This window comes from uncultured Clostridium sp., assembly GCF_900547735.1.
GTDB lineage: Bacteria > Bacillota > Clostridia > Lachnospirales > Lachnospiraceae > Otoolea.
The window spans coordinates 1-25,179 of record NZ_URHZ01000010.1 but is presented as its reverse complement, the minus strand read 5'-3'; the positions used below and the strand labels follow the sequence as shown (position 1 = coordinate 25,179).

The following is a 25,179-nucleotide window of genomic DNA, read 5'->3' as shown; positions in this document are numbered from 1 at the left end:
ATTGCAGGCAACGAAAAAGGAGAATTACTTACATGAACACAAACAGAGAATTATTTGAGGAGGCGCCGGTCCCCAAAGCGGTGGCCCTCATGGCTGTCCCCACCATGATTTCCATGCTGGTGGTAGTTATTTATAACATGGCCGATACATTTTTTATCGGCCAGACCGGAGATCCCCTTCAGGTGGCGGCCGTTTCGCTGGCTACACCGGTTTTTATGATTTACATGGCGCTGGGCAACCTGTTCGGCATCGGCGGAAGCTCCGCCATATCGCGGGCGCTGGGAGAAAAGCGGATGGAGCGGGCCAGGAACCTGTCATCCTTTTGCTGCTACGGCTCTCTCGGCCTGGGCGTAATAGTTGCGGTGCTCTTTATAGCCGGAATGGATTTGATTCTGAAGCTGATAGGAGCCAGCGCGAATACAATTGAGTACGCCAGACAGTATCTGACCTACATCTCTTTCGGAGGCCCCTTTATCATCTTTGCCACTGCTTTCGGCAACATTCTCCGGGGCGAGGGAGCGGCCCGGGAATCGATGATTGGAAATCTGATTGGAACCGTGGTCAATATCATCCTGGATCCGGTTATGATTCTGGGACTGGGCTGGGGGGTAACCGGAGCAGCCATTGCTACCGTTATCGGAAATATCGCGGCCAGCGCCTTTTATCTTGTCTATTTTCTCAGGAAAAAATCTTCCCTCTCCATCAGGCTTAAGGACTTTAAAATGGGGGGACGGATCGCATCCGGAGTGGCTTCGATTGGAATTCCGGCATCCCTGAATAATATTTTGATGAGTTTTGCCAATATTATTTTAAATCTGGCACTGGTGGGATACGGAGACACTCCGGTAGCCGCCATGGGCGTGGCGATGAAATCGAATATGCTGGTGGTGCTTCTGCAGATTGGCCTCTGCGCCGGCATCCAGCCGCTGATTGGTTATAATTACGGAGCCAGGAATAAAAAGCGGCTGATGCAGGTATTTCGTTTTACCGGTATCTGCGCCGTGATCATGGGTACGGTTCTGACGATTATCATGATGATTGCACGCCGGACGCTGATTCAGGTATTTATAAACGATCCCGAAGTTATCGCCTATGGAATCCAGATGGTCATTGCCCTTCAGCTTTCCGGCCCGTTCATCGGCATTCTCTTTCTCTGCATCAACACAATCCAGGGAATGGGAAAGGCACTCCCGTCATTGGTACTTACAGTCTGCCGCCAGGGCCTGATTTTTATCCCTCTCGTATTTATTCTGAACCGGATGTTTGGACTGGACGGCGTAATTTATGCACAGCCTGCGGCCGATTATTTATCGATTGTATTGGGCGTTATCATTTGTTTCGGGCTGTTTAAGGCAATGGCGCACCGTAACGGCGCTGAGGAGGAATACTGATATGGGAGAGCATGCGGTAGAACAGATAAAAGAAAATATATACAGGCTGGGCGTCACGCTGCCTCAGAATCCTTTAAGGGAGCTGAACAGCTACCTGATCCGGGGCGGGGAGCGGGATCTTCTGATTGATACGGGATTCCGCCGTCCGGAATGCCGGGAGGCGCTGATGGCAGGCATTGAAGAAGCCGGCAGCAGTACAAGCCGGATCGATGTGCTTCTCACGCATCTCCACTCGGATCACACCGGACTTGCCAGGGAGGCGGCGGCCCCGGACGGCCGGATTTATATCAGTGAGACGGATTTCAAGGTATTACAGGAGGGATTTCTTCCGCAGCGAAGTCTGCTCCGCCACCGCCAGTTTTTGGAGGCCGGTTTTCCCGAGGAGCTGTTAAATGAAACAGAGGCGGTTAATCCGGCGTCCCGCTATAAGCTGGATGCACTGGACGGACGCTTTTGCCCGCTGCGTGAAGGCGATAAGATTCAGGCCGGTCCATACAGCCTGACTATGATTTCCGTGCCCGGACATACGCCCGGCAACGCAATGTTCTGGGAAGAGGAGCAGCAGTTTATGTTTACAGGAGATCATATCCTGTTTGACATTTCTCCAAACATTACATCCTGGCTGGGTGTGGAGGACTCTCTGGGTAATTACCTGGACAGCCTGGAAAAAGCAAAGAGGTATCCGGTGCAGCTTGCACTCCCGGGTCACAGGAAGACGGGAAATTATGAGGAGAGGATTGAACAGCTTCTGCTTCACCATGAAAAACGTCTGGAGGAGGTCATAAAACTTCTGAAGGAAAAACCGGATATGACAATTTATGAGCTGACCGGAAAGATGCGCTGGAAGATCCGGGCAAACAACTGGGAGGAATTTCCCGCGGCCCAGAAGTGGTTTGCAGTAGGGGAATGCATGGCTCACGTGGATCATCTGGAGAAACTTGGAAAGATCAGCCGTTATTATGAGGACGGTGTCTGGAGGTACCGGGCGGGCGCCTGACGGAGTGTGCCTGACGGAAGGTAAAGGGAGCGTATCACGATTCTGTGACAGCTCCCTGTTTGTTTATCTCCGTTTTTTTCTGTTTATCATTTTTAACAGCATATCCACCGGTCCGCGAAGTGATGTCACGACCATGATTCCGGCTGCCAGGGCTACCGCCAGGCCGAGGGCGGAGCGGGCTTTTTCGGCAAAGACGGGCATGTCCATCTTCAGGGCCGCGCTTACGGCGTAGTAGAGAGCGCCTCCCGGGATGAAGGGAATGACCGTCGGCATCAGGACCGTGGTCGCCGGTGTTTTTAATATTCTGGCCCATATCTCGGCGTAGATTGTGATCAGGATGGCCGAGGTAAAGAAGCCAAGGTAGTCATTCTGCACATAGTGAAAAAAGACCAGGTAGAGTCCCCAGAAAGCGGCTCCTCCGAGGGAGGAAATCAGAATTCTCCTGCCCCTGGTGTTGTAAAGAATGGCAAAGCCCAGCGATCCGAAGAAGGATGCGGCGATTGAAAAACATGCCTCTCTCATAAGCTGCCTCCCGTCAGGATAATCGCAATGATAAATCCGCCCGCCACACAGATTGCCGTGATGATCGCCTCTGAAAAGTGAAGAAGGCCGCTGATCATATCACCGCTGATGAAGTCGCGGAATGAGTTTGTCAAAAGGACTCCCGGAATCAGCAGCATGATATTTCCTATCATGATTGCATCCAGGTTCCGCCCAAGGCCCACAAAGCATACAAAGATACAGCCGAGACCCGATAGGATGGAACAGATCATGTTGGAAAATATCTGTTTCATTTTCATGGCCTGCAGGCCGAACAGTGTCATTTTTAAGAGCACTCCGACAAAGGCGGCGGCGAGCCCGTCTCTTAAGGTTCCCCCGAAAAAAACGGTGAAAGCGGCGGCCACCATCGCGCAGACCGCGACCTGTACCGCAGGGGAATACTCCCTGCTCTGCACAATTGCCTCAAACTCCTCTTCCACCATGTCCCAGGCCGGACGTCCGGCACAGATTTTCCGGGACAGGTTGTTCAGCCTGTCCAGTTTATACATATTGGTCCCGTAATTCAGGATCCTTCTCGTCTGGGTAATCCATTCGCCGTCCGCCGTTTCCAGAGAAACTATGATACAGGAGGCAATGGAAAAAATATGGCTCTGGCGCACCCCGTATGCCCTGCAGATGCGGCTGATGGTATCCTCCACACGGCTGATCTCCGCACCGTTCACCAGAAGCTGTTCCCCTATATTGATCGCGCAGGTCAGTATCTGTTCATTCGTCATATTATGATTCCTTAATCTTCTGAAAACGTTTCAGTGCATCACGGTATGCGACGATGATCGCCTTTGTCGAGGAACCAAAATACCGTCTTTTGACCTCCGCCTCAATTTTCTCCGAATCGAGTTCTATTCTTTTCCCCAGAAACAGCCTCCGTATGAAATCCTTTGTCAGCTCCAGAGTCCGTGAACAGTCCACGTCCACAATCTCCTCTGTCTCCGGTATGATTTCAAAGGCAATGTAGAATGTCCCATAGACCTTTGTAATCGCATTATCCAGGTTCGTCCTGGACTCACCGATGATGTACACCGTCTCCTCCTGATTCATCTCCCCTACCCCCATTAAACTGTATACTGTCCGCGAACAGCAGTTTAAAGTATGCGTCGTATCGCTCCGCATAACTCGTGATTTTCACAGAACGCTGCTAAAACGCCTCGCGGATTGCATCATAGCTGAACTGTTATTTATTATACGGCAGGTATCATTTTCCTGTCAAGAAATGCAGCCGCAAATAAACTTCATTTGCGGCTGCATCCATAAATATTCCTAACTTTCCACACAGGCCGCGCGGCCTATGAAAGTTCCTCGTATACGATCCTGGATATTCTGCCGATTGCTTCTCTGCCGTCCTTATTTGTCGGCATCCCGCCGGTAAGGACCACAAGAATATAGGGATGATCCGGCAGCAGGATGATCCCGCCGTCATTTTCCAGGAAATCCAGATCTCCGCACTTGTGCGCCACCTCCACCTCCTCGGGCAGATAGAGCTGGAGGCGGCCGGACTGCTGCTGCCTTTTCAGAATATCGAGCATAACGGCGCTGGCCTCGCCGTCCACGCAGTTTCCCGTATAGATTTTCCTGAGAATCAGGGCAATGTCGTCGGCGCAAATGTAATTATCATGCCCCCGCTTTTTGGCCTCGGAATCCATCATCTTCCGCCCCAGCGACGCCTCTTTCAGTTCCAGTTCCCCCGCCATCTTATTAATGCCGTCCATTCCCAGCATTTCTATCAGAATATTGGTGGCCTCATTGTCACTGATAATAATCATCAGCGTCATAATCTCTTTTATCGTAAAACGGTGGCCCGGAGCCAGTTCCTTAAGTATTCCGTCGCCGCCCGTCTTCATCTCCTCGGTAACGGTAATTTTGTCGTCCAGCGACAGTTCTCCCCTGCGGACGCGTCGCATCAGCTCCGCCATGATAACCAGCTTGATCGTGCTGGCGGAGGGTACGCGCCGGCCGCCGTCTATCGAAAATCCGTCCTGTTCTTTCAGGTCATAAAATGAGACGGAAATCGTTCCGCTCTGTGATGCGGTATATTCGTTTATCTTTCTTAAAAGGTTCTCCCTGTATGCCATCCTTCTTCTCCCCTATCCGAAAATTGCGCGTACGCCTACATAGATAATCGTAACGATGGTGATCGTGACGCCGAATTTCACCATATTCTTCAGATCTTTGGAGCGGGCCAGTCCCATCTGTCCGAGCATGTCCGCCTCGGGATAGGCAAAGGATGTAATCTGGGAGCCTACCAGCAGTACGGTTGCCCAGAGTCCCGTGGACATTCCGATATTATTTACAAGTTCTTTAAACATGCTGTCCATAACAACCGACTGTGCCGCAGCGGCGCCGCCCACGCCGAAGATTCCCGTCAGCGCGGTGATTAAGGAAACAATGATTTTACTGTTGGAACGGAGCAGCGGCTCGATCAGTTTTACAAGCGCATCGAATGCTCCCGCCTCGGAAACAAAGCCGATAAACGGAGTAAATAATACGAACATGATAAAGAGCCACATCATCCTGCTGGCGCCCTCAATCATGACGTCGAACAGCTTGTCGGGATGGATTCCGCCTGCAAGACCGGTGATAATCGCCGTCACGGAGATGACCAGGATCGCGTAGGAGGATCCCGACTGAAGGTAGATTCCGTAACCAATCAGAAGCACCATACAGGCAAAAAATACGGCTGTCGCGCGTTTTGCCTGCGGACTTGCAGAATAATCTGTCTTTGCCTCTTCCACGTCCTCATATTTATACATATTTCTCGTCTTATTCTGGATTCTGATGGAACAAACGAATGTCGTGATCCAGCAAAGCGCCGCCACTGGAAGGCCGACCTGGATAAAATAATTTCCGTATGTCATGCCCGTAAGGGACATAATCGTGACCACCTGGGGAGAGTACGGTCCGATAAAAAGGCCCGTGATTCCCGCTCCCATCAGTACCGCCGCCATCGTGGAAGGAGTCAGTCCGATTATCGCCACCAGCGGAATAATCAGCGGCGCGATGATTGCATTGGCTCCGGCCAGTGTTCCGAGAAGCGCCACAACCACGATAGAAGTAATCATCGATGCAATGATTGCCTTCTTCTCGCTGTCAATGCCGATTTTATTCATCAGGGCCATAATCAGGAATTCCGCAACTCCGGTTTCCTTTAACACGGCCCCCAGAGCCGAACCGAGCATGATAATAAATCCAATCATGCCCAGGAATGAGCCGATGGAGTCGGCCAGCACGCCGCCCATGGCGGAAAACGGCTGTTTTGTCATGATTGCGCTTAACACAACGCAGATAACCACATTCAGCACCGGGTTGATATCCTTAAATGCCAGTATGATGTAAATAATTAACGGCAGCAATGCAAATATGGGTGAAATTCCAAATATCATTGTAGATTCCATAGTATCCTCCTTAAAGACCTTTCTTTTTCTGAGCAGTCTCAATACATTTTATTGTGCTTTGTCACTTGATTGGCGGCATTTTTAATGATATACAACTCCCCTGATTCCTTCAATCCCCATTCCCGGTCTGCCGCTTACACGTATCTCTTTCTCGTTGAATACGGCTCCCCCGATTACGGGATCTTCACTGCAGAGTACGGGACCGTCGAGATCGACTTTCGTGATTACCTGCTTTGCACAGGCCAGATGGACTGCGGCATTGACGCTGACCTTTGTCTCCAGCATGCAGCCAATCATACACTCGACGCCGTATATCTCGGCGGCCAAGGCTATCTTCAGCGCATTGTAGATTCCCCCGCATTTCATCAGCTTGATATTGACCAGATCGGCGGCCCGCATCTGCATGATTTTCACGGCGTCCTGAGGGGAAAATACGCTCTCGTCGGCCAGTACCGGTATACAGGAATGTTCCGTTACATATTTCATTCCCTCGAAGTCGGCGGCCTTTACCGGCTGTTCGACAAACTCAATATCCAGTCCGTATTCCTGCATCTGGTTCAGAAGCTTTACCGCTTCCCTGGGCGTCCACGCCTGGTTGGCGTCGATCCGGATACAGATATCCTTCCCCGCCGTCTCCCTCACGGCGCGGAGCCTCTCCACATCCAAGGACGGATCGCTTCCGACTTTAATCTTCAGGCAGTCATACCCGCGTTTCAACGCTGTTTTTGTGTCCTCCGCCATCTGTTCCGGGGAATTCACGCTGATTGTGATATCGGTTCGGATGGTATCCCTGCAGCCGCCGAGCAGCTTGTACACCGGTATGCCGTAGAGCTGGCCGTACAGATCGTAGAGCGCCATATCAAGCGCGGCTTTGGCGCTGCTGTTCTTTACCATACAGGCATTGAGGTCCTTCAGCAGCGACTCAAAATCATCTACCTCGCGCCCGATCAGGAGAGGCCTCATATGCTCGTTAACTGCTCCCAGGATGCTCCCCCTGGTGTCTCCCGTGATCACCCCGGTAGGCGGCGCCTCCCCATATCCGGTATTTCCCGTATCGGTGTGGACCTCAACGATGATGTCCTCCACATGGGTCACGGTTCTCAGCGCCGTTTTAAACGGCACATGGAGCGGCACCGACAGCGTGCCTGTTCTTATCTCTGTTATCTTCATGTTCTCCCTGCTTTCTGTTTTCTTTATGTCGCCATGTTAATCTTCTTCACCGGCCATCCGGCTGATTGCATGTGCCATGAGCGTACAGGCGCGGATTAATTTTTCCCGCTCCACGTACTCATCCGGTTCGTGTTCACAGACCGGATCCCCGGGAAATACGGGGCCAAAGGCCAGAATATTCGGCATCATCTTGGCGTATGTGCCTCCTCCGATGCACTTGGGTTTTCCGGAAAAACCGGTCACTTCCTCATAGACGGATGAAAGGATTTTCACCAGAGGGCTGTCCTCCTCCATATAGAGGCTTTTTTTATGTACCAGTTCCGCTGTCGCAAATCCCGCCCCGTGCATCAGCTCTTCCAGCTTCCGCCCGCAGGTTTCAAAGTCCAGGGTCACGGGGTAGCGCATACTGAACCCGACGCGGAGCGTCTCCCCGTCATAGGCGATGGTTCCCAGGTTCAGGGTCAGATCCCCGGAAACCGCGTCGGAGCATTTCACTCCCGCGCTCTGTCCGTCCCATTCCGTTCCGAATCTTTCAGCAAGAAAATGAATGGTGTCATGCAGTTTTCCTCCTGATTCCAATCCGTCCAGCCCTGCAAGGAGCTTACCAACGGCGTTGACGCCCTTATGCGGTATGCTGGCGTGGGCTCCCGTCCCCTCCTCCCGCACTGTTTTTGTCTCTCCGTCTTCCTCTATGACGGCGGACGCCAGGGCCGGTACAACGTTGACCGCCGTGCCCCCATGGATTTCCAGGATTCGTATTCCTTTACCGGATACCGGCTCCTTCTGTGGAATCTTCTTTTCATAGACTGCGTTGACAATGCCCTTCTCCCCATTGATTAAGGGAAATTCCCCATCGGGTGTAAATCCCATGACGGGAACCTCGCCTCCGTGGGACAGATAATACTTCATGTCGGCGCTGCCGGTCTCCTCATTGAGGCCAAAGAAAATCCGGACCCGGCGTTTAAGCGGGATCCCCGACTCTCTTACCGCCTTCAGGGCGTACATGGCGGCTATCAAAGGGCCTTTGTCGTCAATGGCTCCGCGGCCGTAAATGCGCCCGTTTTCTTCCTCCCCTCCATAGGGAGGATGCGTCCAGCCCTCCCCTTCCGGAACCACATCCAGATGTCCCAGCACGGCCGTCATCTCTTCTCCGCCGCCGTATTCACAGTATCCTAGCATGTTGTCGATATTGGCGGTCTGAAATCCCATCTTTTCCGCCAGGGAAAGACACTCTTTAAGACACCGGTGAACCCCGGTTCCAAAAGGATATCCTCCCTCCCCCTTCTGTCCCACACTTTTGACGGCAATCAGCTTCTTCAGGTCTCGGATCATCGCATCCGAATCCTCGCGGATCAATTCTTCAAATTCCAAGTTTCCTCCTCCCCAGAGCATGTCTGAAAATTGCTCCGGCACATGATGACATCCCCCGGGAACTTCCCGGCAGGACGAAAAAAAGCCCAGCAAAAAACAGGATTACCTGTTCTTTGCTGGGTTTCATTTGCTCCAATATAGTGATTGCTATATCATACAAAATGAAGCAGCTCTTCATCTGTATTTGGTTTGTGCTTTATCTTTCGTATTTTGAAAATTTGTCTTTTGTACTTTTAAAAGTTTGTCTTTTGTACTTTCGTAAATATTGACTTTTGTTGTCGCTTCTTTTGTACGTAAACTGCTCATTTGTAACGGATGTCTTTTGTACTTTTTGTCTTTTGTGAACGCTTGGTGTAGCTTTCTGTCTTCTGTACCTGAGTAGTTCTTATGTACTTTCTGATGCTGTTCTTTGGTATCTTTTGCTTTTTTCTTCTGTAAGTTATCTTTTGTAAGCTGTCTTATGTATGTGATTAACCACAGGTTAAGTATAATATAAAAAAACAGGCTTGTCAATTCTTCTGAAATATTTGACAATTTATTTTTCCCGATTTTGACAAAATCTGTTTTTCCGGGTGGGTTTCAGACTTTATACGACAGCAACGGAGGCCAGACAGCAACGAAGGATTATGAAGACTTCTTCATTGCCAGGCAAACGTTTTCCGCCCGGCGCCATTTAAAAACGGTGCCAGGCGGAAAGTTCTGTAGTATTGGCCGTATTCTTGTTTCAGCGCTGCTATCGGATATTTTCAGGATGCAGCGGCTTGCCGAGGATAAAGCCCCAGTTGCCCGGCTGGATTACAGGGTAGCACCAATAGGAACAGATGTAGCAGTCGAAGGGAGCTATCATCTCGCTCACCTTATTCCCGAACAGATCCTCGATCTCTGACAGCACGGTGCCCTCCTTGACAAACTCCATCGGTTTTACTTTTACTTTGTGGAAGCCTCCGTCCAGGGTATGCAGGTAGAGCGTCTCAATCTCTATGTGTTCGTCGATATAGGGAACGTCTCCCTCCAGCATATCAAACTCCATCATTACGTTTCTGATGGTGTCGGCCGCCATCGCAACCATTTCATCCCTGTGCTCATGACGGATGCACTGGCCGCCCAGTTCTACGGTGATGCCGGCCACGCCGTCCGCATAGGCATTGGACTCCTGGAATCCGCAGCCTTCGGTGCTTTCCATGGTTTCGATCCAGATCAGCTTCGTTCCTGTAGCATAAGCCATCCTCCTGACCATGTCATTCAGCTTCGGGTCGGAGCCGCATGGGTACAGAGACAGAGGCTCGATCCAAAGGTGATTGCCGCCGCCGTGGAAAGAGATGGAGAGATCTGCGTTCTTGACGAAGTTCTCCCAATAGTAGTGAGCAACCTTTTTTGTAATGAAACTGCTTGGATCTCCCGGGAAACAGCGGTTCATATCCTGATGAGACCAATCCTGCGGGGCGCTGCGGTCACCGGCATTGAAGGATTCCAGGTTGAGGGCCGGAATGCCGACCAGAGTTCCCTTCAGCTTCATGGGATCCAGCTCCTTGTAAAGCTTAATCAGACCCTCGGTTCCCTCCTGCTCGTCACCGTGGCAGCAGGCCTCCACCAGAATCGTCAGACCTTCCTCGGCTCCGGTCACGACCATGTACGGAATGCGGACATCCGAGCCATCGACCTTCTTGGCGATGTTAACATAGCCGAACTTCTTCGTGCCTCTTTCTTTCACCAGCTCTTCGTAATTGAAATCCTTGCAATCTGTAATATCCATTGTTGTTTCCTCCATTTCATATTTATAATTATTTATTTGCTTTTCAATGATTCTTCGCCGTTCACCGTTCCTGCTTAGTAAAGCTCTGTGTAAATTTTCAGCACGCGGTCATAGTCCAGCGGAACGAAACTGCCGGCCATCAGCCTGCCCTGGGTTTCCATCACGCTCTTTGAAAACGCACCCAAATCCTCCTCGGTGACGCCGTATTCGCGCAGTTTCTTTTTAGGTAAAATCCGGTTTAGTAAGTCCTCCAGACGGTCGTATACATTATCTTTGCCGCAGCCAAGCAGCCCGGCAAGCCGGCTGTTCATTACGGCGATCTCCCCGTCCGATTTGAGTTCCATATAATTTTTCATCACTCCGGTAAAGACGGCATAATTGCTCTCTCCGTGGGGCACATGGTATTTTCCGCCCAGAGGGTATGCCATGGCATGAACCGCCCCGCAGCCCGCGGTGCCAAAGGAGATGCCCGCAAAGTTCGAAGCAGTCAGGAAATCCTCCAGCAGGGCGCTCCGGCTCTCCGGACCGCTCACAGCCATTTTCTGATACCCGGAGAGAATCATCCCAATGGCCTGATAGCCAAATGTCTTCGTGTACACGGTGGCCTTTGGTGAGAGACAGGACTCCACCGCGTGAACCAGCGCATCGATGGAACTGGTGGCAAAAACGCCGAAGGGCAGGCCGCTTAGCAGCTCCGGAATCAGAACCGCTTTATCCGCGTACATCGCCTCGCCGACCAGCCCCATCTTCGTCCCCATCCTGGTCCGGCTAAACACAGCCACATTGGTCATCTCACTTCCGGTGCCGCACGTCGTGGGCACAATAACCAGCTCACAGTTTTTCTTAAGATCCGGCATGGAATTGTAGAGTTCGTCCATGTTTCCGCCCTGAGAACCGACCGCCATGGCCTTGGCGATATCAATGACCGTCCCGCCGCCGATGGCAATGATACGCCTGTACCCGCCCAGTTTCGCGGCGTCCGCGATAATCTGCTCCGTCATAATATCCGTGGGTTCCCCGGCTCCATATTTCTCCTGATAAACAAGCTTTACATCCAGACCGAGTTTCCCAAAATACGGCTCGTAAATATATTGGTTGGTAAGTACCAGGTCTTCGCCGCACAGATGCAGTTCTTCGGCAAATTCCTTACAGCTTCCAAACTTGTGCAGCTCCGGCCTCATCAAAATCTGAACCATGATATCCTCCTTTGTCTCTTCCCTACCTCAGCAGGGTCACCAGGGCAAGCGTGACCGGTTCAAAAACATTGACAACAACCAGCACTAATACCTCGGCAATCAGGAAGGGCAGAATCTCCCTCGCTATCTTTTCTAAAGGCATTTCGCCCATGACCGACGCGACAAACAGGCAGGTGCCTACCGGTGGCGTAATTGCGCTGATACTCAGGTTCAGGCACAGGATGATACCAAACTGGATCGTGTTGATATCCATGGCTACCGCAACGGGAAGCAGCAGGGGCGCCAAAATGACCAGTGCGGCGCCGCCGTCCATAATACAGCCAATCAGCAGCAGAAGGAGATTAATGAGCATCAGGGCAACAAACTTGTTTTGCGAAACAGAAAGTATTGCTGCCGACAACTGCTGGGGTACCTGGGCCAGTGTCATAATCTTGCCGAAAATACCAGCGGCAGAGAGCAGAATGAAAATAGTAGCGCTGGTAATGGCGGCTTCTGCAGCACAGTCCAGCAGGCTCTTCAGATTCAACGTCCGTTCGATGAGCAGGCCCACGATTATGGCATAGACACAGGCAACGGCTCCGGCCTCCGTCGGTGTGAAAACACCGGAATAGATACCGCCCAGAATTATCACGGGAACCATAATCGCCCACTTTGCGTCATACAGCGTGTGCAGGAATGCAGAGATGCTGAACTTATTGCCCTTGCCCTTCAGTCCTTCCGCCCTTGCGGTTATGGAAACGGCTATGCACAGGAACACAGCCATTAAAATACCGGGGACAATACCGGCTAAAAACAGCTCGCCCACACCCACGCCGCACGCAACGCCGTACAGTACGAACATGTTGCTGGGTGGAATTACGGGGCCGATGACGCCGCCCGCAGCGGCAATGGCCAGGGCCTGGGGCTTACGGTACCCCTGCTCTTCCATCTCAGGCACCATCATGGAACCGATGGAAGCACAGGTGGCGGAAGCGGAGCCGCTAAGCGCGGCAAAGAAAGCGGACGTCACGATTGTGACCATACCCTGTCCACCGGTAAACCGTCCAAACATTGTATCGATCCATTTGCACAGTTTTCTGGAGATTCCTCCGCGGGTCATAACCGACCCGGCAAAAATATAAAAGGCGATTGCCAGCAGCGGATAAGAAAACAGCGAGTTCATGGCGGCCGCGGCAACTGTGCTGAGCGGAGCCAACTGCAGAATAAAACAGCTGATAATCGAGGAAAGAACCAGGGCAAAGGCTACAGGCACTTTCAAAATGATAAGTATAAAAAATAGTCCGAGAATCAATGCCGTATTCATGTGTCAGTCTCCTCCTTAATGATTTCTTCGATTGAGCGCTCATCACTCTTCCCGCGCACTGTATCCACCATGGCAAGAATGACGCGGATTGACATCAAAATCATGCCGACGGGAATCGAAATTGATGCAATCCAATAGGGATACCCTCCGCCCAGAGACGCAGCCTTATGAGCAATATATCCGGAAGTGACAATATACCCCAAATAAATTAAAAACAGGGCGCAGATTACCCACAGGATATCAGCGAGCAGAGATACCACTTTCTGGACCGGCTTCGGCATAAATCCGACAAAGAGGCCGACCCGGACATGCTTGCGCTCGTTCGCCGCGGCGCTGGCTCCCAGATAAGCGATCCATACCATGCAGAAGAGCATGAATTCCTCCGCCCAGGCCAGAGGCACCCTGAGGACAAAGCGGCAGACCACGGAAATAAAACCCATAAAAATCAACACAATCAGAATCAGTCCCAGAATCATCCTTTCGATCTGATTATAAATTTGGTATATTTTTTTCATACAACCCTCCTATCAAAAGCACAGCGGAATGGATTTATCTATCGGGCGCGGTACTCCTTAAGCCACGCTGTGCACTGATCCCAGACTTCAGCCCCGATATCTTCGCGCATTTTATCGTAGCAATATGCCTCTACCTTTTCCACAAAGCGCTGGTAATCTTCTTCGGCGACCTCGTTCACCTCAACACCCTCGGCTTCGATCTCGGCGTAGACACTTTCCTTAACCTCCGGGCTTACCACCTTCTGGCAATGCTCTTCCGTGCGTTTAGCAGCTTCCGCCAGAGCGTCCTTCAGATCCTGCGGATAGCTTTCGAGGGATTTTGAATTCCAGATCAGCGTCATGCCGAGGTTTGTAATACTCATCTTCGTATGGTATTTGGTAACCTCGCACAGCTTATCGGCTACAAAGCTGGAAGTCGTGGTGTAGGTGCCGTCGATGGCTCCCTGCTGCAGGCTTGTGTAGACCTCGCTGAAAGCCATTGCCACGGGCAGACCGCCGCAGGCCTCCACGAAGTTGTACGGGCCAGGAGAATCATATACGCGGATTTTTAAGCCGACCATATCTTCGGGAGTGGTGACAGGGCGTTTTGTGTTCTCAATTTCCTGCCCCATGAAATACTCAAAGAACATCGTGGTAAATCCGTAAGGCTCGCATTCTTTGTTGATCATATCCCGGTACCACTCGTTGGTAGCGGCATACAGCTCGTCCTGATCTTTGAACAGGAAAGGAACGTCCTGAAGACGGACCGCGTTCATTGGTGCAAAAGCAGTGATATTCGACGGCCCCTGCAGAGAGGCATCCAGGCCTCCGTTCATAACCATCTCACCAAGTTCACGCTCGGAACCCATCGAGCTGTTGGTATAGTTAACCCATTCCACACGGCCCGGCAGAATTTCATCCACCTGCTCCTCAAAATAGTAAATCAGGTCCTGCATGGGATCGCCGTCCACATTGGTGGTGGCAATGCTGATCTTGACCTTCTCACCGGAAGCTTCCCCTCCCGTATCACCCGCGGGAGCCGTGCCGCCCCCCTCTTTGCTTGCAGGAGCCTTGCCGCCGCCTCCGCAGGCAGTTAAAGATAACAGAATAGCCAGGGACAGAGTAACCGATAACATTTGACGCATTTTTCGTTTCATTTTCCTCTTCCTTTCTTTTGCCGGGTACGAATCACTTAGCTGATTTCTCAACCCTTTTTTATTAAAAATATACAAAAAACAGCAAATTGTCCAATATTTCTTATGCCATACTTCCCATACCAATTTTGGTATGATATACTGAATCCGTAAATTATTGCACAAAAGCGCTTTTAACCGTCATTTTTCACCGGTGTGCCTGCACACTGAGAAAAGGAGTTATTTTAATGAACGAAAAAGATTTTCAGTATATTCTGACTGTGGCGCAATGCGGCAATTTCAGCCGCGCGGCGGAGGTTCTCTATGTCTCACAGCCTTCCTTGAGCCGGTACATCAGCACACTGGAGAAAAAATTGGGGACCACCCTGTTTGACCGGAGCACAACACCCATTCAGTTAACGGAGTCCGGAACTATTTTCTGCACTTACGCTAAAAAGATCCTCAACCTGGAAACAGCCCTGTACCGGGAGCTCCAGGAACAAAATGCGCTGGAAGAACGGAGTCTCAGAGTCGGAGTCCCGCACATCAGCGGAGATTATATTCTGTCGCGCATTTTGCCGCGGATGGCAAAGAAATATCCTTTTATCAGGATCGATCCCATTTCAGACTACAGCTATAACCTGTACCATCAGTTGGCCGCCCAGCAGATCGACATTGCCTGCGTCGCCGCACCCAACACCGATTCCTCCATTGTGGTTGAACTGCTTCTGTATGAGCCGGTGCTGCTGATTGGCGCAAAGGATCACCCGGCGCTTAAAAATTACGACGTCACCCATGCGGATATTGAGCACCCCATTCACATCAGCCCTTCGGAACTGAACGACATACCCATGATCCAATACAAAGCCAGTTATGCAGAGGCCGCTTTACGCCAGAAATCCTATGCGCCGAAATCCACCATCAAGGCCTCGTCGGCCCCCCTGGCTCTTGACCTGGCTGCAAAAGGCGTCGGTCTCACCAGCGTAATCCGCAGCCAGTTAAAATATGGACGTCCTGATGTCACACAGTCCCTCTGCCCCATTTCTATCGGAGATTGCAAACTGCCCATCTATCTGGCTTACAACAAGCTGGCCGATAAGGCGATTCCCGAGATTGACCGGTTTATCCAGGAAGTCAAAGAGGAATACTGCAATGCCTCCGGACTGTGACCGGGCGGCCGCCTCTGTGCCAACCCAAGTGGCGGCAGCCAATTCCTAGGATTGTCCGCCTGCGGCGGATTGCATGTAAAAACTGAAAAAGAAATGTAAGAATTCTTAGGATGGCCGTAATAGGATCACGGCTCCAAATAGTTTAAAATAGCAATATGAGTTTACCGGTACCCGCTGCAGCGGAACTGCCGGCCGAAAGGGGAGTTAAGATATGAAACTGAAACAAGCCGCCGTCCTGTCCGTACTATGTATATTTATGGCCCTGTCCGTCTCGGCCTGCTCCGAAAAGAGTAACGAGTACTTTAATGCCGTGGTCACGGAAGTCACGGAGGACGGATATACCGTGGAACCGTTCAAGGGGGAAGAAATTCTAAAAAAGGCGTCCGTCATCGCGCTTTCGGACACCGTCTTCTCCACCAATGAGGTTCCCGACCTGAAACCGGGTGACACCGCCCGCATCGTATGGAACGGGAAGGTGGAAAAGGGTGAGCCTGCCTCACTGGGGACCGTCTTTGCCATCTACAGCCTGCCCCCTCTGTACAGCAAAGAACTTTACCAGGCAAAGAATAAGTACATCGGTGACGCCTCTGCGGACGGCCGTCTGTTCGGCCTGCTGTCCGACTGTTTCAACATAGGGGAAGAAAGAACCACCGAACTTCAGACCTCGGAGGAACCTTACACCTACATTATTCATTTTAAAAGCGAACCCGATAACAGGCGCATGTACCAGGCCGCAGGCTGCCTCCTGGCTCTGATCGAGAACTGCGGAGAAGTCCGCTGGGATTATCCGTCCGACGGCGACGGAGTCAAAGAGAGCGAAAGCCTCACCGCGGAAAGCGCCGAAGAACTTCTGGGCATTGAACATATTGCGGAATACGGTGAAAGCGAGGAGTCGCTGTCACAGCTTCTCGATACGCTCTGCCGTCTGACCGAGATTAACCGCTGACCCGATAACTGCCGTTAACAGAGAAAGGAAACGTGATTTTATGGTATATCCCACCAGTTCCGCCCGCAGGAAAGCGGTAAGAAGATTGACTGCCCTGCCCCTCAGTCTCCTGCTGTGCCTTGTCTTTTCCCTCACCGCTCTGGCCCACGACGCCGAGTACGGGATGTGGCACGGTGAGCAGAACGCGCTTATCATCGGAACAATTGAAGAGATAGACGGAACCCTGTGCCGGGTGACGGTAAACCACGCATTCACCTGCGGCCCGGAGGGCGCTGAGAAAACCGTAATAGACCGTATGCTGCCGGTTGATGAAATTCCGGCCTCATTGACCGCCGATCTGACCGGTTATGACGGACAGATTTTCTCCTATCTGATTTCCTACCATGGCAAAAGCCGGCCTGAAAAAGGCGACTTCGTCCTTCTGTCCCTGGACAAAAAGGGGGATATCTGGGATGCCGTCTGGGGCCCCTATGAAGTGAGCGGAACCGATCCGGAAACACTGGAGCTTCTGCCCGAAAAAGAAAAAGGCGGCACGGCGGCCGCCTGGGAAGTTTTTATCCATTCCGACGGAGCCGTAAACGACTTTAAATCCATCGAAAGCGATATGATTGTCGCGTACATACGCCAGGAGGATGGCACCACTGCGGAAGAAACCGTCTGGGAAAAGGCGGCAGGTACTTCTGATGCAGAGGCTGACGGAACACCGGAAAGCCAGGATGTCTCAGCATCTGACAGAGTGGGAAAAACTATGGCCGCTGAAGACGACGGCCATGCGGAAGTCCAGGATAACCGGGCAAGAGAAACCGGGGAAGGAAGTTACCGCTCCAATTTCTGGCCGCTTATCGCCGCTTTTGCCGTAATCTGCCTTATCAGTACCGCCCTGGGGATCCGTCTTAGGAGACGTTTCCGGAAAAAATAAAACGACAAATCCAGAATGGAGAAACGCTATGTCCCGATGTCAGGAATGTTATTCCGAAAACAACAGGATTACTCCGCTTTTGAAACCGCTCGGCTGTCTGCAAAACCATACTCAGTACATCTGCGGGACCTGCGGCCGCTGCATCTGTATCGAACATGATCCGGTCCGGAATTTACAGAGATGGAATTTCCCGTTTAAGTCCGCCGAAATCGCAGTGCTTTACCTTCGCACCGCAGATTACACGTCAAAAAAAACCTGCGGTGTCTATGAGCTTAAAAGCAAAATCGGCAGGGCCTCCTATAAGATTTTTGAGGACGCCGAAAGCCTGCGTCTCTACCTTCAAAAAAACAAAGGCAAGACGTGCCAACGGATGGAACCTGTTTATACGGCAGATCAATATCGGGAATATCCGCACACCAGGATCCGGAAACTGACTGCCGGCGAAGTTGAACGCTATATGGCGGAAAGAAAAGAATAGAAAAAACAGGAGATGCCCAGGTTGTTTTGCAATCTGGACCTCTCCTGTTTTTTCTATTCTTTTCAATTTTCCCCCACTTCTTCCTGTTCCTCTTTCAGGAAACAGACAAGAGCACCCAGCAGATTCGACGCATTCAGATACTGGCAGGTCACTACTTCCGCCCTTCTGACAATATAGGTAAACCCACTGTATATCTCGTCCAGGTTCTTTTCAATATACTTCATCAGCAGAGGCTGGCCGCTGATGCCGCCTCCAATGGCGAACCGCTCCGGGTCCAGGATGTTCTGGAGATTAAATATCTGGACGGCAATCTCTTTTGTATAGTCATCCAGACATTGCAGCACCTCTTCATCCCCATCCCCGGCAAGTTGAAAAACCCTTTTTCCGTCCATCTCGCCGTATGGAATCTTCTTTTTCTCCGCCACTCTCTTTGCCAGGGACACGCCCCCGCAGCGATTGCCCCAGATATTCCCGGCATCGGGCCGCCCCGTTCCTGCCGTGCAGACAAAGGATACCTCCCCGGCCGAAAAGTGACTTCCCTTGTAGAGCTTTCCGCCTGCGATAATCCCTCCGCCTATCATTGTTCCAAGTACCAGCACAACGCCGTTTTCCACGTCGGACAGGCTGCCCAGCTCCGCCTCGGCCATAGCGGCGCACTTTCCGTCATTCTCAATATGGATTCTGGTCGGACAGCGCCTTAAAAGCGCCTCCTTCATGGCAAAACCTTCATTATACCGCAGCGCTCCCCCGGTATAAAAATAACCTTTTTCACTGTCGATTATTCCCGGAGCCGCCAGCGCCATGCCGCCTATCTCCCCGGCAAACTTATCGTAAAGTCCTCCGATGGCCTCGATCAGGGCCTCCCTCCCCTCCTTCGGCGTGGGAAGCTGATCGGTCGTCATCACATTGTACGCCTCATCCATCAGCGCATATTTTATAAAAGATCCCCCAATATCGATCACAAGAAATTTCATCCTGTCTCCCCTTTTATAACACTTCCATCCCCTGTTAAAAATGCCATCCCGCATCCGGTAAATTTCTTTTACAACTGAGTCAGATCCCGGTCCCCGAACACACTTTTCCAGTCATTATGGAAGCCATCCACAGCCTTTCCGATGGCCGCCATTCCCATCGCCTCATGCAGAAGCTCCGGAGGAAGCGTAGCCGTCTGGGCGCCGGCCGCAAAAGCCGCGTTTACCTGTGCAATATTTTTAAAGCTGGCCGCCAGTATTTTTGTCTTATAACCGTAATTTCTAATCTGTTCCGCCAGGGACGCAATGGTCTCAAAGGAGTCAATGTCCAGATTTTCCATGCGGTTATAATACGGCGCTATGAAATCGGCCCCTGCCTCCAGCGCGAGATAACCCTGGATTTTCGAATACACGGCCGTAGCGGTGACCCCGGCCTTTTCATTTTTAAGAGCCCTCATCACCTTCAGTCCCGTCTCATTCGTGGGGACTTTGATGAATACCCGGTCATCCACCCGGTTCAGGACAGCGTCGGCCTCCCGCATCATCGTCGCCTCATCCGGCGCCGTGAGCTGGATATGCAGGGAGCGTTCCATGCCGATCAGCTTCCTGATTTCCCTGAAATGGCTGTAAAAATCGATTTTACCTTCCTTTTTAATGATGGAAGGATTGCTGGTAACGCCCGTAATCGGATAGATGGCGCTGTATTTTCTGATGTCTTCGATATTGGCTGTGTCAAATAAAAATTCCATAATTTCTGTATCCTCCGCTTTGATCTGTGTTATTTCGTTACTGTTCACACAGGATATATTCCGCGAGGTGTTTTCACGTTTTTTCGTGAAAATCCCGAGTTGTGTCGCGCGAAACGGCGTTTTTTGTCGTTTCTGTGCATCGCGGAGCGTGTTATTGTTCGCAGCACAGCTGCTTTTAGCTGGGGGGTGAACAGTAACGTTATTTGCCGGCTGCTTCCGGTCCTTACAGACTCTGCTCCGTCCTCTCTATAATATCATCCTGCGTCTGGCGTGACAATGCATTAAAGAATGCCGAATACCCGGCAACGCGGACGATCAGGTCGCGGTACTCCTCCGGATTTTTCTGTGCCGCCTTAAGTGTATCCCTTGATACGACATTGTACTGGACATGATAACCGTGTAGACGGTTGAAAAATGTCCGCAAAAGCATCGTGAGCTTCATCCTGTCTTCCGGCTTTGAGAGGAGCTGCGGCGTCACCTTCTGGTTTAACAGTACCCCGCCCGTAATCTCTTTTGTGGGCAGTTTGGAAACGGTCTTAAAGACGGCCGTCGGTCCTTTCCGGTCCATCCCGTGGCTCGGAGAACAGCCTTCCGCCAGCGGTTCACCGGCCTTCCTTCCGTCCGGTGTGGCCGACGTTCCCATCCCCTGGCCCACGTTGGCCGATATGGAGGAGGTTCCCGCATAGTAGACACCGCCCACAGGGCCTCTGCCGTAGCGGGTGTTGTGGTATTTTTTAATCTCATCAATATAGACGTCGTAGGCGCTCCGTATCAGGGAATCCACATAATCCTCGTCATTGCCGTACTTCGGGGCTGCAAGAAGCTGGTTTCTGATCCAGTTTCCCTTCTCCCCCTCAAAGTTGTTCACCAGGACGTCCCACAGTTCCCCGGCCGTAAAACTTTTATCCTCAAACACACATTTCTTAATCGCGGCAAGGGAGTCCGCCATATTGGCAATCCCCACCTGGAGGCCGCTGATAAAGTCATAAACGGCGCCGCCTTCCTTTAAGGTCTTTCCTCTGCCGATGCAGTCCTCTACCAGGGAGGAACAGAGCACGTCGGGTACGGTTTCTTCCAGAACCATATCACAGCAGGTTTCGATAATAACGCTGTGTTTTGTGAAAATCCTGATAATCTTATCCCAGGCCCGCTCTACATCCCCATAGCATGTCATATTCCTGAAATGTCCGGCTCCCTCGCACAGCTTCACTCCCGATTCCGGATCCACTCCGTCGTTCAGTGCAATCAAAAGTGACTTTGGGAAATTTAAGAAGCTCATTCCCGTACAGCGGTATCCCCATTTTCCCGGAACCGCCGTCTCAACACAGCCGATGGCGCTGTAATTATAAGCGTCTTCCTCCTTTACGCCCTTTTCAATAAACGATGGAATAATAATCTCATCATTGTTAAAGGCGGGCATTCCAAAGCCCAGGCGCACCACTTCAATACATTCTCCCATGAATTCCTCACTTAGGCCGGCATGGTAGCGCACGGTCAGGTTCGGCTGGGGCAGCCTAGTCTGGGCCACACTCCGGAGAATCAGATAGGTCATCGGATTAACCGCGTCTTGTTTACCGGCTGTCTGTCCTCCGACCGTCACATTCTGGTAGAGCGGACTTCCGGCGCTGAACTGGGTATGGGACCAGCTTCTAATCTTATTGATTGTAAATGTTTTAAGCCATAGATTTGTCATCAGCTCGCAGGCCGATTCTTCCGTCACCCTGCCGCTTTCAAGATCCCTCTGGTAAAATGGGTTCAGATACTGATCCATTCTTCCGTAGGAAAGGGAATGGCCGTTGGACTCAATCTGAAGCACCAGATGGACGAGCCACATGGACTGGATCGCCTCGGCAAATGTATCCGCCGGTTCATAGGGCACTTTGGTAAGGATACGCGCCATCTCCCTAAGCTCCCCGGCTCTCCTTTGCTTTCCTTCGCTCTCCAGCGCTTCGGCCTGTGAGAGGGCGAGCTTCGCATACCGCGCGGCAAAATTCCTTACGGCGTCTATGACAATTAAAATAGCCTGATAGAAATAGAACTTTTTCAGATTCTCCATCTCGGTCAGCTCAAGACTCCCCATCGCTTCCCGGGTCCGTTTTTCGTAATCTTTCAGACCGAGTTTCAGCACCTTCTCATACTCCACCGCAAGATGGGCGTCACCCGAAGTAATGTTCCCCTCCGCCTTGATAATCCCAAGGTCGTAGAAAATCCGGCTCTGCTCCGGCATTGCCGCAAGGCCTCTGTCCTTTGTCGTGTTATGTTCCCAGTATGGAGCCAGTTCCCTGAGCTCTTTCTTGGTCTCCTCCGTAATATAAAAGACATCCCCATCCCTGTGCTCAAATTGATCCAGTTCATCAATCACCCAGTCCATCGCGTACTCGGGAAAGATGGGGGCTGAACGGTTCGCGGATGCCTGGTTCCCTGCGATAAGCGTCTGCGGCTCGATAAAAATGGTCATATGTTCCAGAATGTTCTTCAGCATATAGGCCCTCTTAAGGACAACCGGTTTATCCGCATGCTGCCTGTAACTCTCCGTCGTCAGGACGGCCCGCTCCGCGCAGACATAGGGCCTGGCATCGAGAAGTTCTTCTCTGAAATGATGCATACGCTCCGTCAGCTTTCCAAAATGATTGTTTTCCATGGTCATATCCTCCTCAAAACCGCACTATGTAAATTTAACATCTCTTTTTATATTATTTTTTTCTGCCGTTTTTTCTTCATATGAAAGAGGCCGTTTCACTGCGCTCCCTTTCATTCAGGCACTTTGCCTATAAAAACAGCTCCGCTCAATCCTGCAAAGACATTTTGCCGATTTTTTTTCTTTTTTATGATTTCAGTTTACGCTTTTTATTTCATTTTGTCAATATTGTATTTTCATTTGAAACTTATTTACTTTTGAATTCGGTTGTGCTATAGTATCCAATAGTTGTTTTTTCTTTAATACGCACATTAGCTGTTAAGAGTAACAGGAGCTTACCAATATGAAGGCGAATATCTTTAATATCCAGAAATTCAGTATCCATGACGGTCCGGGAATCAGGACGGTCGTATTTTTCAAAGGATGTCCCTTACGATGTCCCTGGTGTTCGAACCCTGAGTCACAGCAGCGCCCCACTCAGATACTCTGGGACAAAAAGAAATGTCTGTACGGCCATCTGTGCGAGGTAAAGTGCCCCGCCGGCTGCATGAGTTTTAAAAACAACAATCTGGTATTTGACCCGGAGTGCTGTACCGGGTGTAAAAGCTGCATTACCCAGTGTCCCGGAAGGGCATTGACTTTCGTCGGCAATATGATGGAAGTGGATGAGGTGATGGAGGAAGTGTTAAAAGACATGGATTTTTACCAGGAATCCGGCGGCGGCGTCACTCTCTCGGGCGGAGAGGTCCTGATGCAGTCTGCTTTTGCCGCAGAACTTTTGAAGAAATGCAGGGAACAGAAAATCCACACCGCTCTGGAAACCACGGCGTTTGCAACTCCCCTTGTCTTCTCCAAAGTGATTGCGGGGACGGATTTGCTGCTTCTGGACATCAAGCACCACAGTGACAGGGAGCACATCAAATACACCGGCGTCTCCAACCAGTCTATCCTGGAAAACCTGGATTTTGCCATCGCAATGAGGGTTCCGGTCATTGCCCGAATCCCGGTTATCCCGAATATCAACGACAGCCTGCACGATGCGAAAGAATTTGTAAAACTGCTCAAGGCACACAGGGTTGATACGGTAAACCTGCTTCCGTTCCACCAGTTTGGTGAGAAAAAGTACGAGGAGCTGCAGGTCCCGTACGAGCTGAAAGACGTAAAAGCTCTGCACCCGGAGGATTTAACCGAGTATTTCAACGTATTTAAAGATGCCGGGCTGAATGTTTCCATGTAACTCTCAAACTTCCGATACAAGGAAACTATAGTTTATCTACAGTCAAAGCGCCCTATCCATTTACCGGATAAGGCGCTTGCTCTTTTTATCGTACTGTTTACTTATTATATTACTCATTCAATATATTACTCATTTATTATATTACTCATTTATTATATTACTCATTTATTATATTACCCATTTATTATATTACCCGCTTATTCTATCACTCACCCGCCAGGCACACTTTCAGTCCCTGTTCTTCCAGCAGTTCCTTCGCCTCCATTGAAAGACCACTGTCCGTATAGACGCTGTGGACCTCGGAAAGCTTGAACTGCACGACCACGCCCTGTTTACAGAACTTGCTGGAATCCGTGACGACAATTACCTTCTTTGCCGACTTCGCCATGCTCTTCATGGCCTCGGTCCTCATCATGTCACCGCCGGTAAAACCGATCTCCGGCACAAAACCGTCCGTTCCCACGAACAGCTTATCTACATAAAATTCTCCGGCACACTGCCTGACAAGAGGGCCGACCATGACCTGGGATTCTTTCTGGTATTCTCCCCCCAGCAGAATGACTCTCCCTACGGATATCTCCCTTATATAATTGGCTATAAATGCGGAATTGGTGATAATCGTCACATCTTTCTTTTCCACGGCCAGTTGTTCTGCCAAAAGGGCACAACTGGAACCGGACTCGATCATGATCGTCTCACCGTTCACGACGCTCTTTGCCGCCTCTTTGGCAATTTTCAGTTTCGTATCGTAGCGGACCGCCATTCTGTTGTTGATGTCATCTACATTCTTCATGACCGCATAGCCGTGTTCGCGTGAAAGAAGCCCTCTCTCCTCCAGCATATCGAGATCCTTACGGATCGTCACCTGTGAAACGCCCAGAAGCTCCGACAGCCGGTTAACCTCCACTTTTTTCTCCTCGCTGACTATATCAAGTATTCTCGTATGGCGTTCTGTCATTGTCACTCCCTGCGGCATATGCCGCTCTCCTTTCTGTAATTGTGTGCCACAAATTGCGGCCGCCCTCTTCCGCTCTGTGTCTGCTGTTTTTTAGTATAACATATCAGACTTTCATCCGTAAATAGGAATTTAGTTGAGATGCGAGGACGCCTCTGTAAGACGGCGGACGGGGTAGTGAGAAGGTGTGTATGAGTCTTCAGTCCCGATGGTTGGTTGTCGTGAGGGGGAATCCGGAGAAAAAAATTCCTGCGGGGACGCGCTCCCGCTTGTGAAGCGCACAGCGGATGCTAGGCTCGAAAATACCTCGCCAAGCACCGGCGGGCTTCAAGGTCACCCTTCGGAAAGTTTTTCTCCTC

At 51.0% G+C, this 25,179-nt stretch carries 24 protein-coding genes; 7 read left to right on the top strand and 17 right to left on the bottom strand.

Annotation, left to right across the window (positions count from 1 at the left end):
• Positions 1 to 32 precede the first annotated feature (32 nt).
• Positions 33 to 1,391: an MATE family efflux transporter gene (locus QZT18_RS04865; RefSeq protein ID WP_294145142.1), complete on the top strand. Its 1,359-nt coding sequence runs from the start codon at positions 33 to 35 to the stop codon at positions 1,389 to 1,391.
• 1 nt (position 1,392) lies between these two features.
• Positions 1,393 to 2,388 (top strand): MBL fold metallo-hydrolase, encoded by a 996-nt coding sequence (locus tag QZT18_RS04860; RefSeq protein WP_294145141.1) that lies wholly within the window; start codon positions 1,393 to 1,395, stop codon positions 2,386 to 2,388.
• A 63-nt stretch (positions 2,389 to 2,451) separates the two neighbouring features.
• Here the strand turns inward: QZT18_RS04860 and QZT18_RS04855 are convergent, their stop codons facing one another.
• From QZT18_RS04855 to dctP, 13 genes are all read right to left on the bottom strand, one after another.
• The gene (locus QZT18_RS04855) at positions 2,452 to 2,910 is read right to left on the bottom strand and encodes a threonine/serine exporter family protein (RefSeq protein ID WP_294145140.1); all 459 of its coding nucleotides are present in this window, start codon (positions 2,908 to 2,910) and stop codon (positions 2,452 to 2,454) included.
• Positions 2,907 to 3,665, bottom strand: coding sequence for a threonine/serine exporter ThrE family protein (locus QZT18_RS04850; RefSeq protein ID WP_294145139.1), 759 nt, complete (start codon positions 3,663 to 3,665; stop codon positions 2,907 to 2,909). Before QZT18_RS04850 ends, QZT18_RS04855 begins: the two co-directional genes overlap by 4 nt.
• Position 3,666: 1 nt before the next feature.
• Entirely contained in the window at positions 3,667 to 3,987 is a 321-nt protein-coding gene (locus QZT18_RS04845) for a DUF3870 domain-containing protein (RefSeq protein WP_227030464.1), read from the bottom strand.
• Positions 3,988 to 4,232: 245 nt separating this feature from the next.
• Positions 4,233 to 5,018 carry a serine hydrolase gene (locus QZT18_RS04840; RefSeq protein WP_294145138.1) on the bottom strand — a complete coding sequence of 262 codons (786 nt, stop codon included), beginning with the start codon at positions 5,016 to 5,018 and terminating at the stop codon, positions 4,233 to 4,235.
• A 12-nt stretch (positions 5,019 to 5,030) separates the two neighbouring features.
• The gene (locus QZT18_RS04835; protein ID WP_294145136.1) at positions 5,031 to 6,338 is read right to left on the bottom strand and encodes a Na+/H+ antiporter NhaC family protein; all 1,308 of its coding nucleotides are present in this window, start codon (positions 6,336 to 6,338) and stop codon (positions 5,031 to 5,033) included.
• Positions 6,339 to 6,419: 81 nt separating this feature from the next.
• Positions 6,420 to 7,508, bottom strand: coding sequence for a dipeptide epimerase (locus QZT18_RS04830; protein ID WP_294145134.1), 1,089 nt, complete (start codon positions 7,506 to 7,508; stop codon positions 6,420 to 6,422).
• A 36-nt stretch (positions 7,509 to 7,544) separates the two neighbouring features.
• A complete protein-coding gene (locus tag QZT18_RS04825; RefSeq protein WP_294145132.1) occupies positions 7,545 to 8,879 on the bottom strand; it encodes a Sapep family Mn(2+)-dependent dipeptidase in 1,335 nt (444 codons plus the stop codon).
• A gap of 174 nt (positions 8,880 to 9,053) precedes the next feature.
• Complete coding sequence (locus QZT18_RS04820) at positions 9,054 to 9,413, bottom strand: hypothetical protein (protein WP_294145131.1); 360 nt, start codon at positions 9,411 to 9,413, stop codon at positions 9,054 to 9,056.
• Positions 9,414 to 9,612: 199 nt separating this feature from the next.
• On the bottom strand, positions 9,613 to 10,632 hold the full coding sequence (locus tag QZT18_RS04815) for a succinylglutamate desuccinylase/aspartoacylase family protein (protein ID WP_294145130.1): 1,020 nt from the start codon (positions 10,630 to 10,632) through the stop codon (positions 9,613 to 9,615).
• Between the two features lie 74 nt (positions 10,633 to 10,706).
• A complete protein-coding gene (locus QZT18_RS04810) occupies positions 10,707 to 11,828 on the bottom strand; it encodes a 4-hydroxybutyrate dehydrogenase (RefSeq protein ID WP_294145129.1) in 1,122 nt (373 codons plus the stop codon).
• A gap of 22 nt (positions 11,829 to 11,850) precedes the next feature.
• Entirely contained in the window at positions 11,851 to 13,131 is a 1,281-nt protein-coding gene (locus QZT18_RS04805; RefSeq protein WP_294145128.1) for a TRAP transporter large permease, read from the bottom strand.
• The gene (locus QZT18_RS04800) at positions 13,128 to 13,646 is read right to left on the bottom strand and encodes a TRAP transporter small permease (protein WP_294145127.1); all 519 of its coding nucleotides are present in this window, start codon (positions 13,644 to 13,646) and stop codon (positions 13,128 to 13,130) included. Before QZT18_RS04800 ends, QZT18_RS04805 begins: the two co-directional genes overlap by 4 nt.
• Positions 13,647 to 13,684: 38 nt before the next feature.
• On the bottom strand, positions 13,685 to 14,782 hold the full coding sequence (gene dctP / locus QZT18_RS04795) for a TRAP transporter substrate-binding protein (protein WP_294145126.1): 1,098 nt from the start codon (positions 14,780 to 14,782) through the stop codon (positions 13,685 to 13,687).
• 224 nt (positions 14,783 to 15,006) lie between these two features.
• Here dctP and QZT18_RS04790 point away from each other — a divergent pair, with 224 nt between their 5' ends.
• From QZT18_RS04790 to QZT18_RS04775, 4 genes are all read left to right on the top strand, one after another.
• Positions 15,007 to 15,927, top strand: a complete 921-nt coding sequence (locus tag QZT18_RS04790; RefSeq protein WP_294145125.1) for a LysR family transcriptional regulator — start codon at positions 15,007 to 15,009, stop codon at positions 15,925 to 15,927.
• Positions 15,928 to 16,138: 211 nt separating this feature from the next.
• Positions 16,139 to 16,873: a DUF4825 domain-containing protein gene (locus tag QZT18_RS04785; RefSeq protein ID WP_294145124.1), complete on the top strand. Its 735-nt coding sequence runs from the start codon at positions 16,139 to 16,141 to the stop codon at positions 16,871 to 16,873.
• Between the two features lie 40 nt (positions 16,874 to 16,913).
• On the top strand, positions 16,914 to 17,792 hold the full coding sequence (locus QZT18_RS04780; protein ID WP_294145123.1) for a hypothetical protein: 879 nt from the start codon (positions 16,914 to 16,916) through the stop codon (positions 17,790 to 17,792).
• A 28-nt stretch (positions 17,793 to 17,820) separates the two neighbouring features.
• The gene (locus tag QZT18_RS04775) at positions 17,821 to 18,270 is read left to right on the top strand and encodes a hypothetical protein (RefSeq protein ID WP_294145122.1); all 450 of its coding nucleotides are present in this window, start codon (positions 17,821 to 17,823) and stop codon (positions 18,268 to 18,270) included.
• Between the two features lie 62 nt (positions 18,271 to 18,332).
• Here QZT18_RS04775 and QZT18_RS04770 read toward each other — a convergent pair whose 3' ends face one another.
• The 3 genes from QZT18_RS04770 to QZT18_RS04760 form a co-directional block, all read right to left on the bottom strand.
• Positions 18,333 to 19,244: an ROK family protein gene (locus QZT18_RS04770; protein WP_294145120.1), complete on the bottom strand. Its 912-nt coding sequence runs from the start codon at positions 19,242 to 19,244 to the stop codon at positions 18,333 to 18,335.
• Between the two features lie 68 nt (positions 19,245 to 19,312).
• Complete coding sequence (locus QZT18_RS04765) at positions 19,313 to 19,990, bottom strand: fructose-6-phosphate aldolase (protein WP_294145118.1); 678 nt, start codon at positions 19,988 to 19,990, stop codon at positions 19,313 to 19,315.
• Positions 19,991 to 20,213: 223 nt separating this feature from the next.
• Positions 20,214 to 22,631: a glycyl radical protein gene (locus QZT18_RS04760; protein WP_294145116.1), complete on the bottom strand. Its 2,418-nt coding sequence runs from the start codon at positions 22,629 to 22,631 to the stop codon at positions 20,214 to 20,216.
• Between the two features lie 340 nt (positions 22,632 to 22,971).
• On the opposite strand from QZT18_RS04760, the gene QZT18_RS04755 reads away from it, so the two are divergent.
• On the top strand, positions 22,972 to 23,865 hold the full coding sequence (locus QZT18_RS04755; RefSeq protein WP_294145114.1) for a glycyl-radical enzyme activating protein: 894 nt from the start codon (positions 22,972 to 22,974) through the stop codon (positions 23,863 to 23,865).
• Positions 23,866 to 24,070: 205 nt separating this feature from the next.
• On the opposite strand, the gene QZT18_RS04750 is transcribed toward QZT18_RS04755, so the two are convergent.
• Positions 24,071 to 24,823, bottom strand: coding sequence for a DeoR/GlpR family DNA-binding transcription regulator (locus tag QZT18_RS04750; protein ID WP_294145222.1), 753 nt, complete (start codon positions 24,821 to 24,823; stop codon positions 24,071 to 24,073).
• Positions 24,824 to 25,179 lie beyond the last annotated feature (356 nt).

Bases quoted from the DNA above. Each gene is read 5' to 3' on its own strand.
- QZT18_RS04770 (WP_294145120.1), bottom strand. From the start codon at position 19,244: ATGAAATTTCTTGTGATCGATATTGGGGGATCTTTTATAAAATATGCG.
- QZT18_RS04855 (WP_294145140.1), bottom strand. From the start codon at position 2,910: ATGAGAGAGGCATGTTTTTCAATCGCCGCATCCTTCTTCGGATCGCTG.
- QZT18_RS04810 (WP_294145129.1), bottom strand. From the start codon at position 11,828: ATGGTTCAGATTTTGATGAGGCCGGAGCTGCACAAGTTTGGAAGCTGT.
- QZT18_RS04860 (WP_294145141.1), top strand. From the start codon at position 1,393: ATGGGAGAGCATGCGGTAGAACAGATAAAAGAAAATATATACAGGCTG.
- QZT18_RS04760 (WP_294145116.1), bottom strand. From the start codon at position 22,631: ATGGAAAACAATCATTTTGGAAAGCTGACGGAGCGTATGCATCATTTC.
- QZT18_RS04785 (WP_294145124.1), top strand. From the start codon at position 16,139: ATGAAACTGAAACAAGCCGCCGTCCTGTCCGTACTATGTATATTTATG.
- QZT18_RS04750 (WP_294145222.1), bottom strand. From the start codon at position 24,823: ATGACAGAACGCCATACGAGAATACTTGATATAGTCAGCGAGGAGAAA.
- QZT18_RS04790 (WP_294145125.1), top strand. From the start codon at position 15,007: ATGAACGAAAAAGATTTTCAGTATATTCTGACTGTGGCGCAATGCGGC.
- QZT18_RS04815 (WP_294145130.1), bottom strand. From the start codon at position 10,632: ATGGATATTACAGATTGCAAGGATTTCAATTACGAAGAGCTGGTGAAA.
- QZT18_RS04805 (WP_294145128.1), bottom strand. From the start codon at position 13,131: ATGAATACGGCATTGATTCTCGGACTATTTTTTATACTTATCATTTTG.
- QZT18_RS04845 (WP_227030464.1), bottom strand. From the start codon at position 3,987: ATGAATCAGGAGGAGACGGTGTACATCATCGGTGAGTCCAGGACGAAC.
- QZT18_RS04800 (WP_294145127.1), bottom strand. From the start codon at position 13,646: ATGAAAAAAATATACCAAATTTATAATCAGATCGAAAGGATGATTCTG.
- QZT18_RS04765 (WP_294145118.1), bottom strand. From the start codon at position 19,990: ATGGAATTTTTATTTGACACAGCCAATATCGAAGACATCAGAAAATAC.
- dctP (WP_294145126.1), bottom strand. From the start codon at position 14,782: ATGAAACGAAAAATGCGTCAAATGTTATCGGTTACTCTGTCCCTGGCT.
- QZT18_RS04840 (WP_294145138.1), bottom strand. From the start codon at position 5,018: ATGGCATACAGGGAGAACCTTTTAAGAAAGATAAACGAATATACCGCA.
- QZT18_RS04775 (WP_294145122.1), top strand. From the start codon at position 17,821: ATGTCCCGATGTCAGGAATGTTATTCCGAAAACAACAGGATTACTCCG.
- QZT18_RS04865 (WP_294145142.1), top strand. From the start codon at position 33: ATGAACACAAACAGAGAATTATTTGAGGAGGCGCCGGTCCCCAAAGCG.
- QZT18_RS04835 (WP_294145136.1), bottom strand. From the start codon at position 6,338: ATGGAATCTACAATGATATTTGGAATTTCACCCATATTTGCATTGCTG.
- QZT18_RS04755 (WP_294145114.1), top strand. From the start codon at position 22,972: ATGAAGGCGAATATCTTTAATATCCAGAAATTCAGTATCCATGACGGT.
- QZT18_RS04830 (WP_294145134.1), bottom strand. From the start codon at position 7,508: ATGAAGATAACAGAGATAAGAACAGGCACGCTGTCGGTGCCGCTCCAT.
- QZT18_RS04780 (WP_294145123.1), top strand. From the start codon at position 16,914: ATGGTATATCCCACCAGTTCCGCCCGCAGGAAAGCGGTAAGAAGATTG.
- QZT18_RS04850 (WP_294145139.1), bottom strand. From the start codon at position 3,665: ATGACGAATGAACAGATACTGACCTGCGCGATCAATATAGGGGAACAG.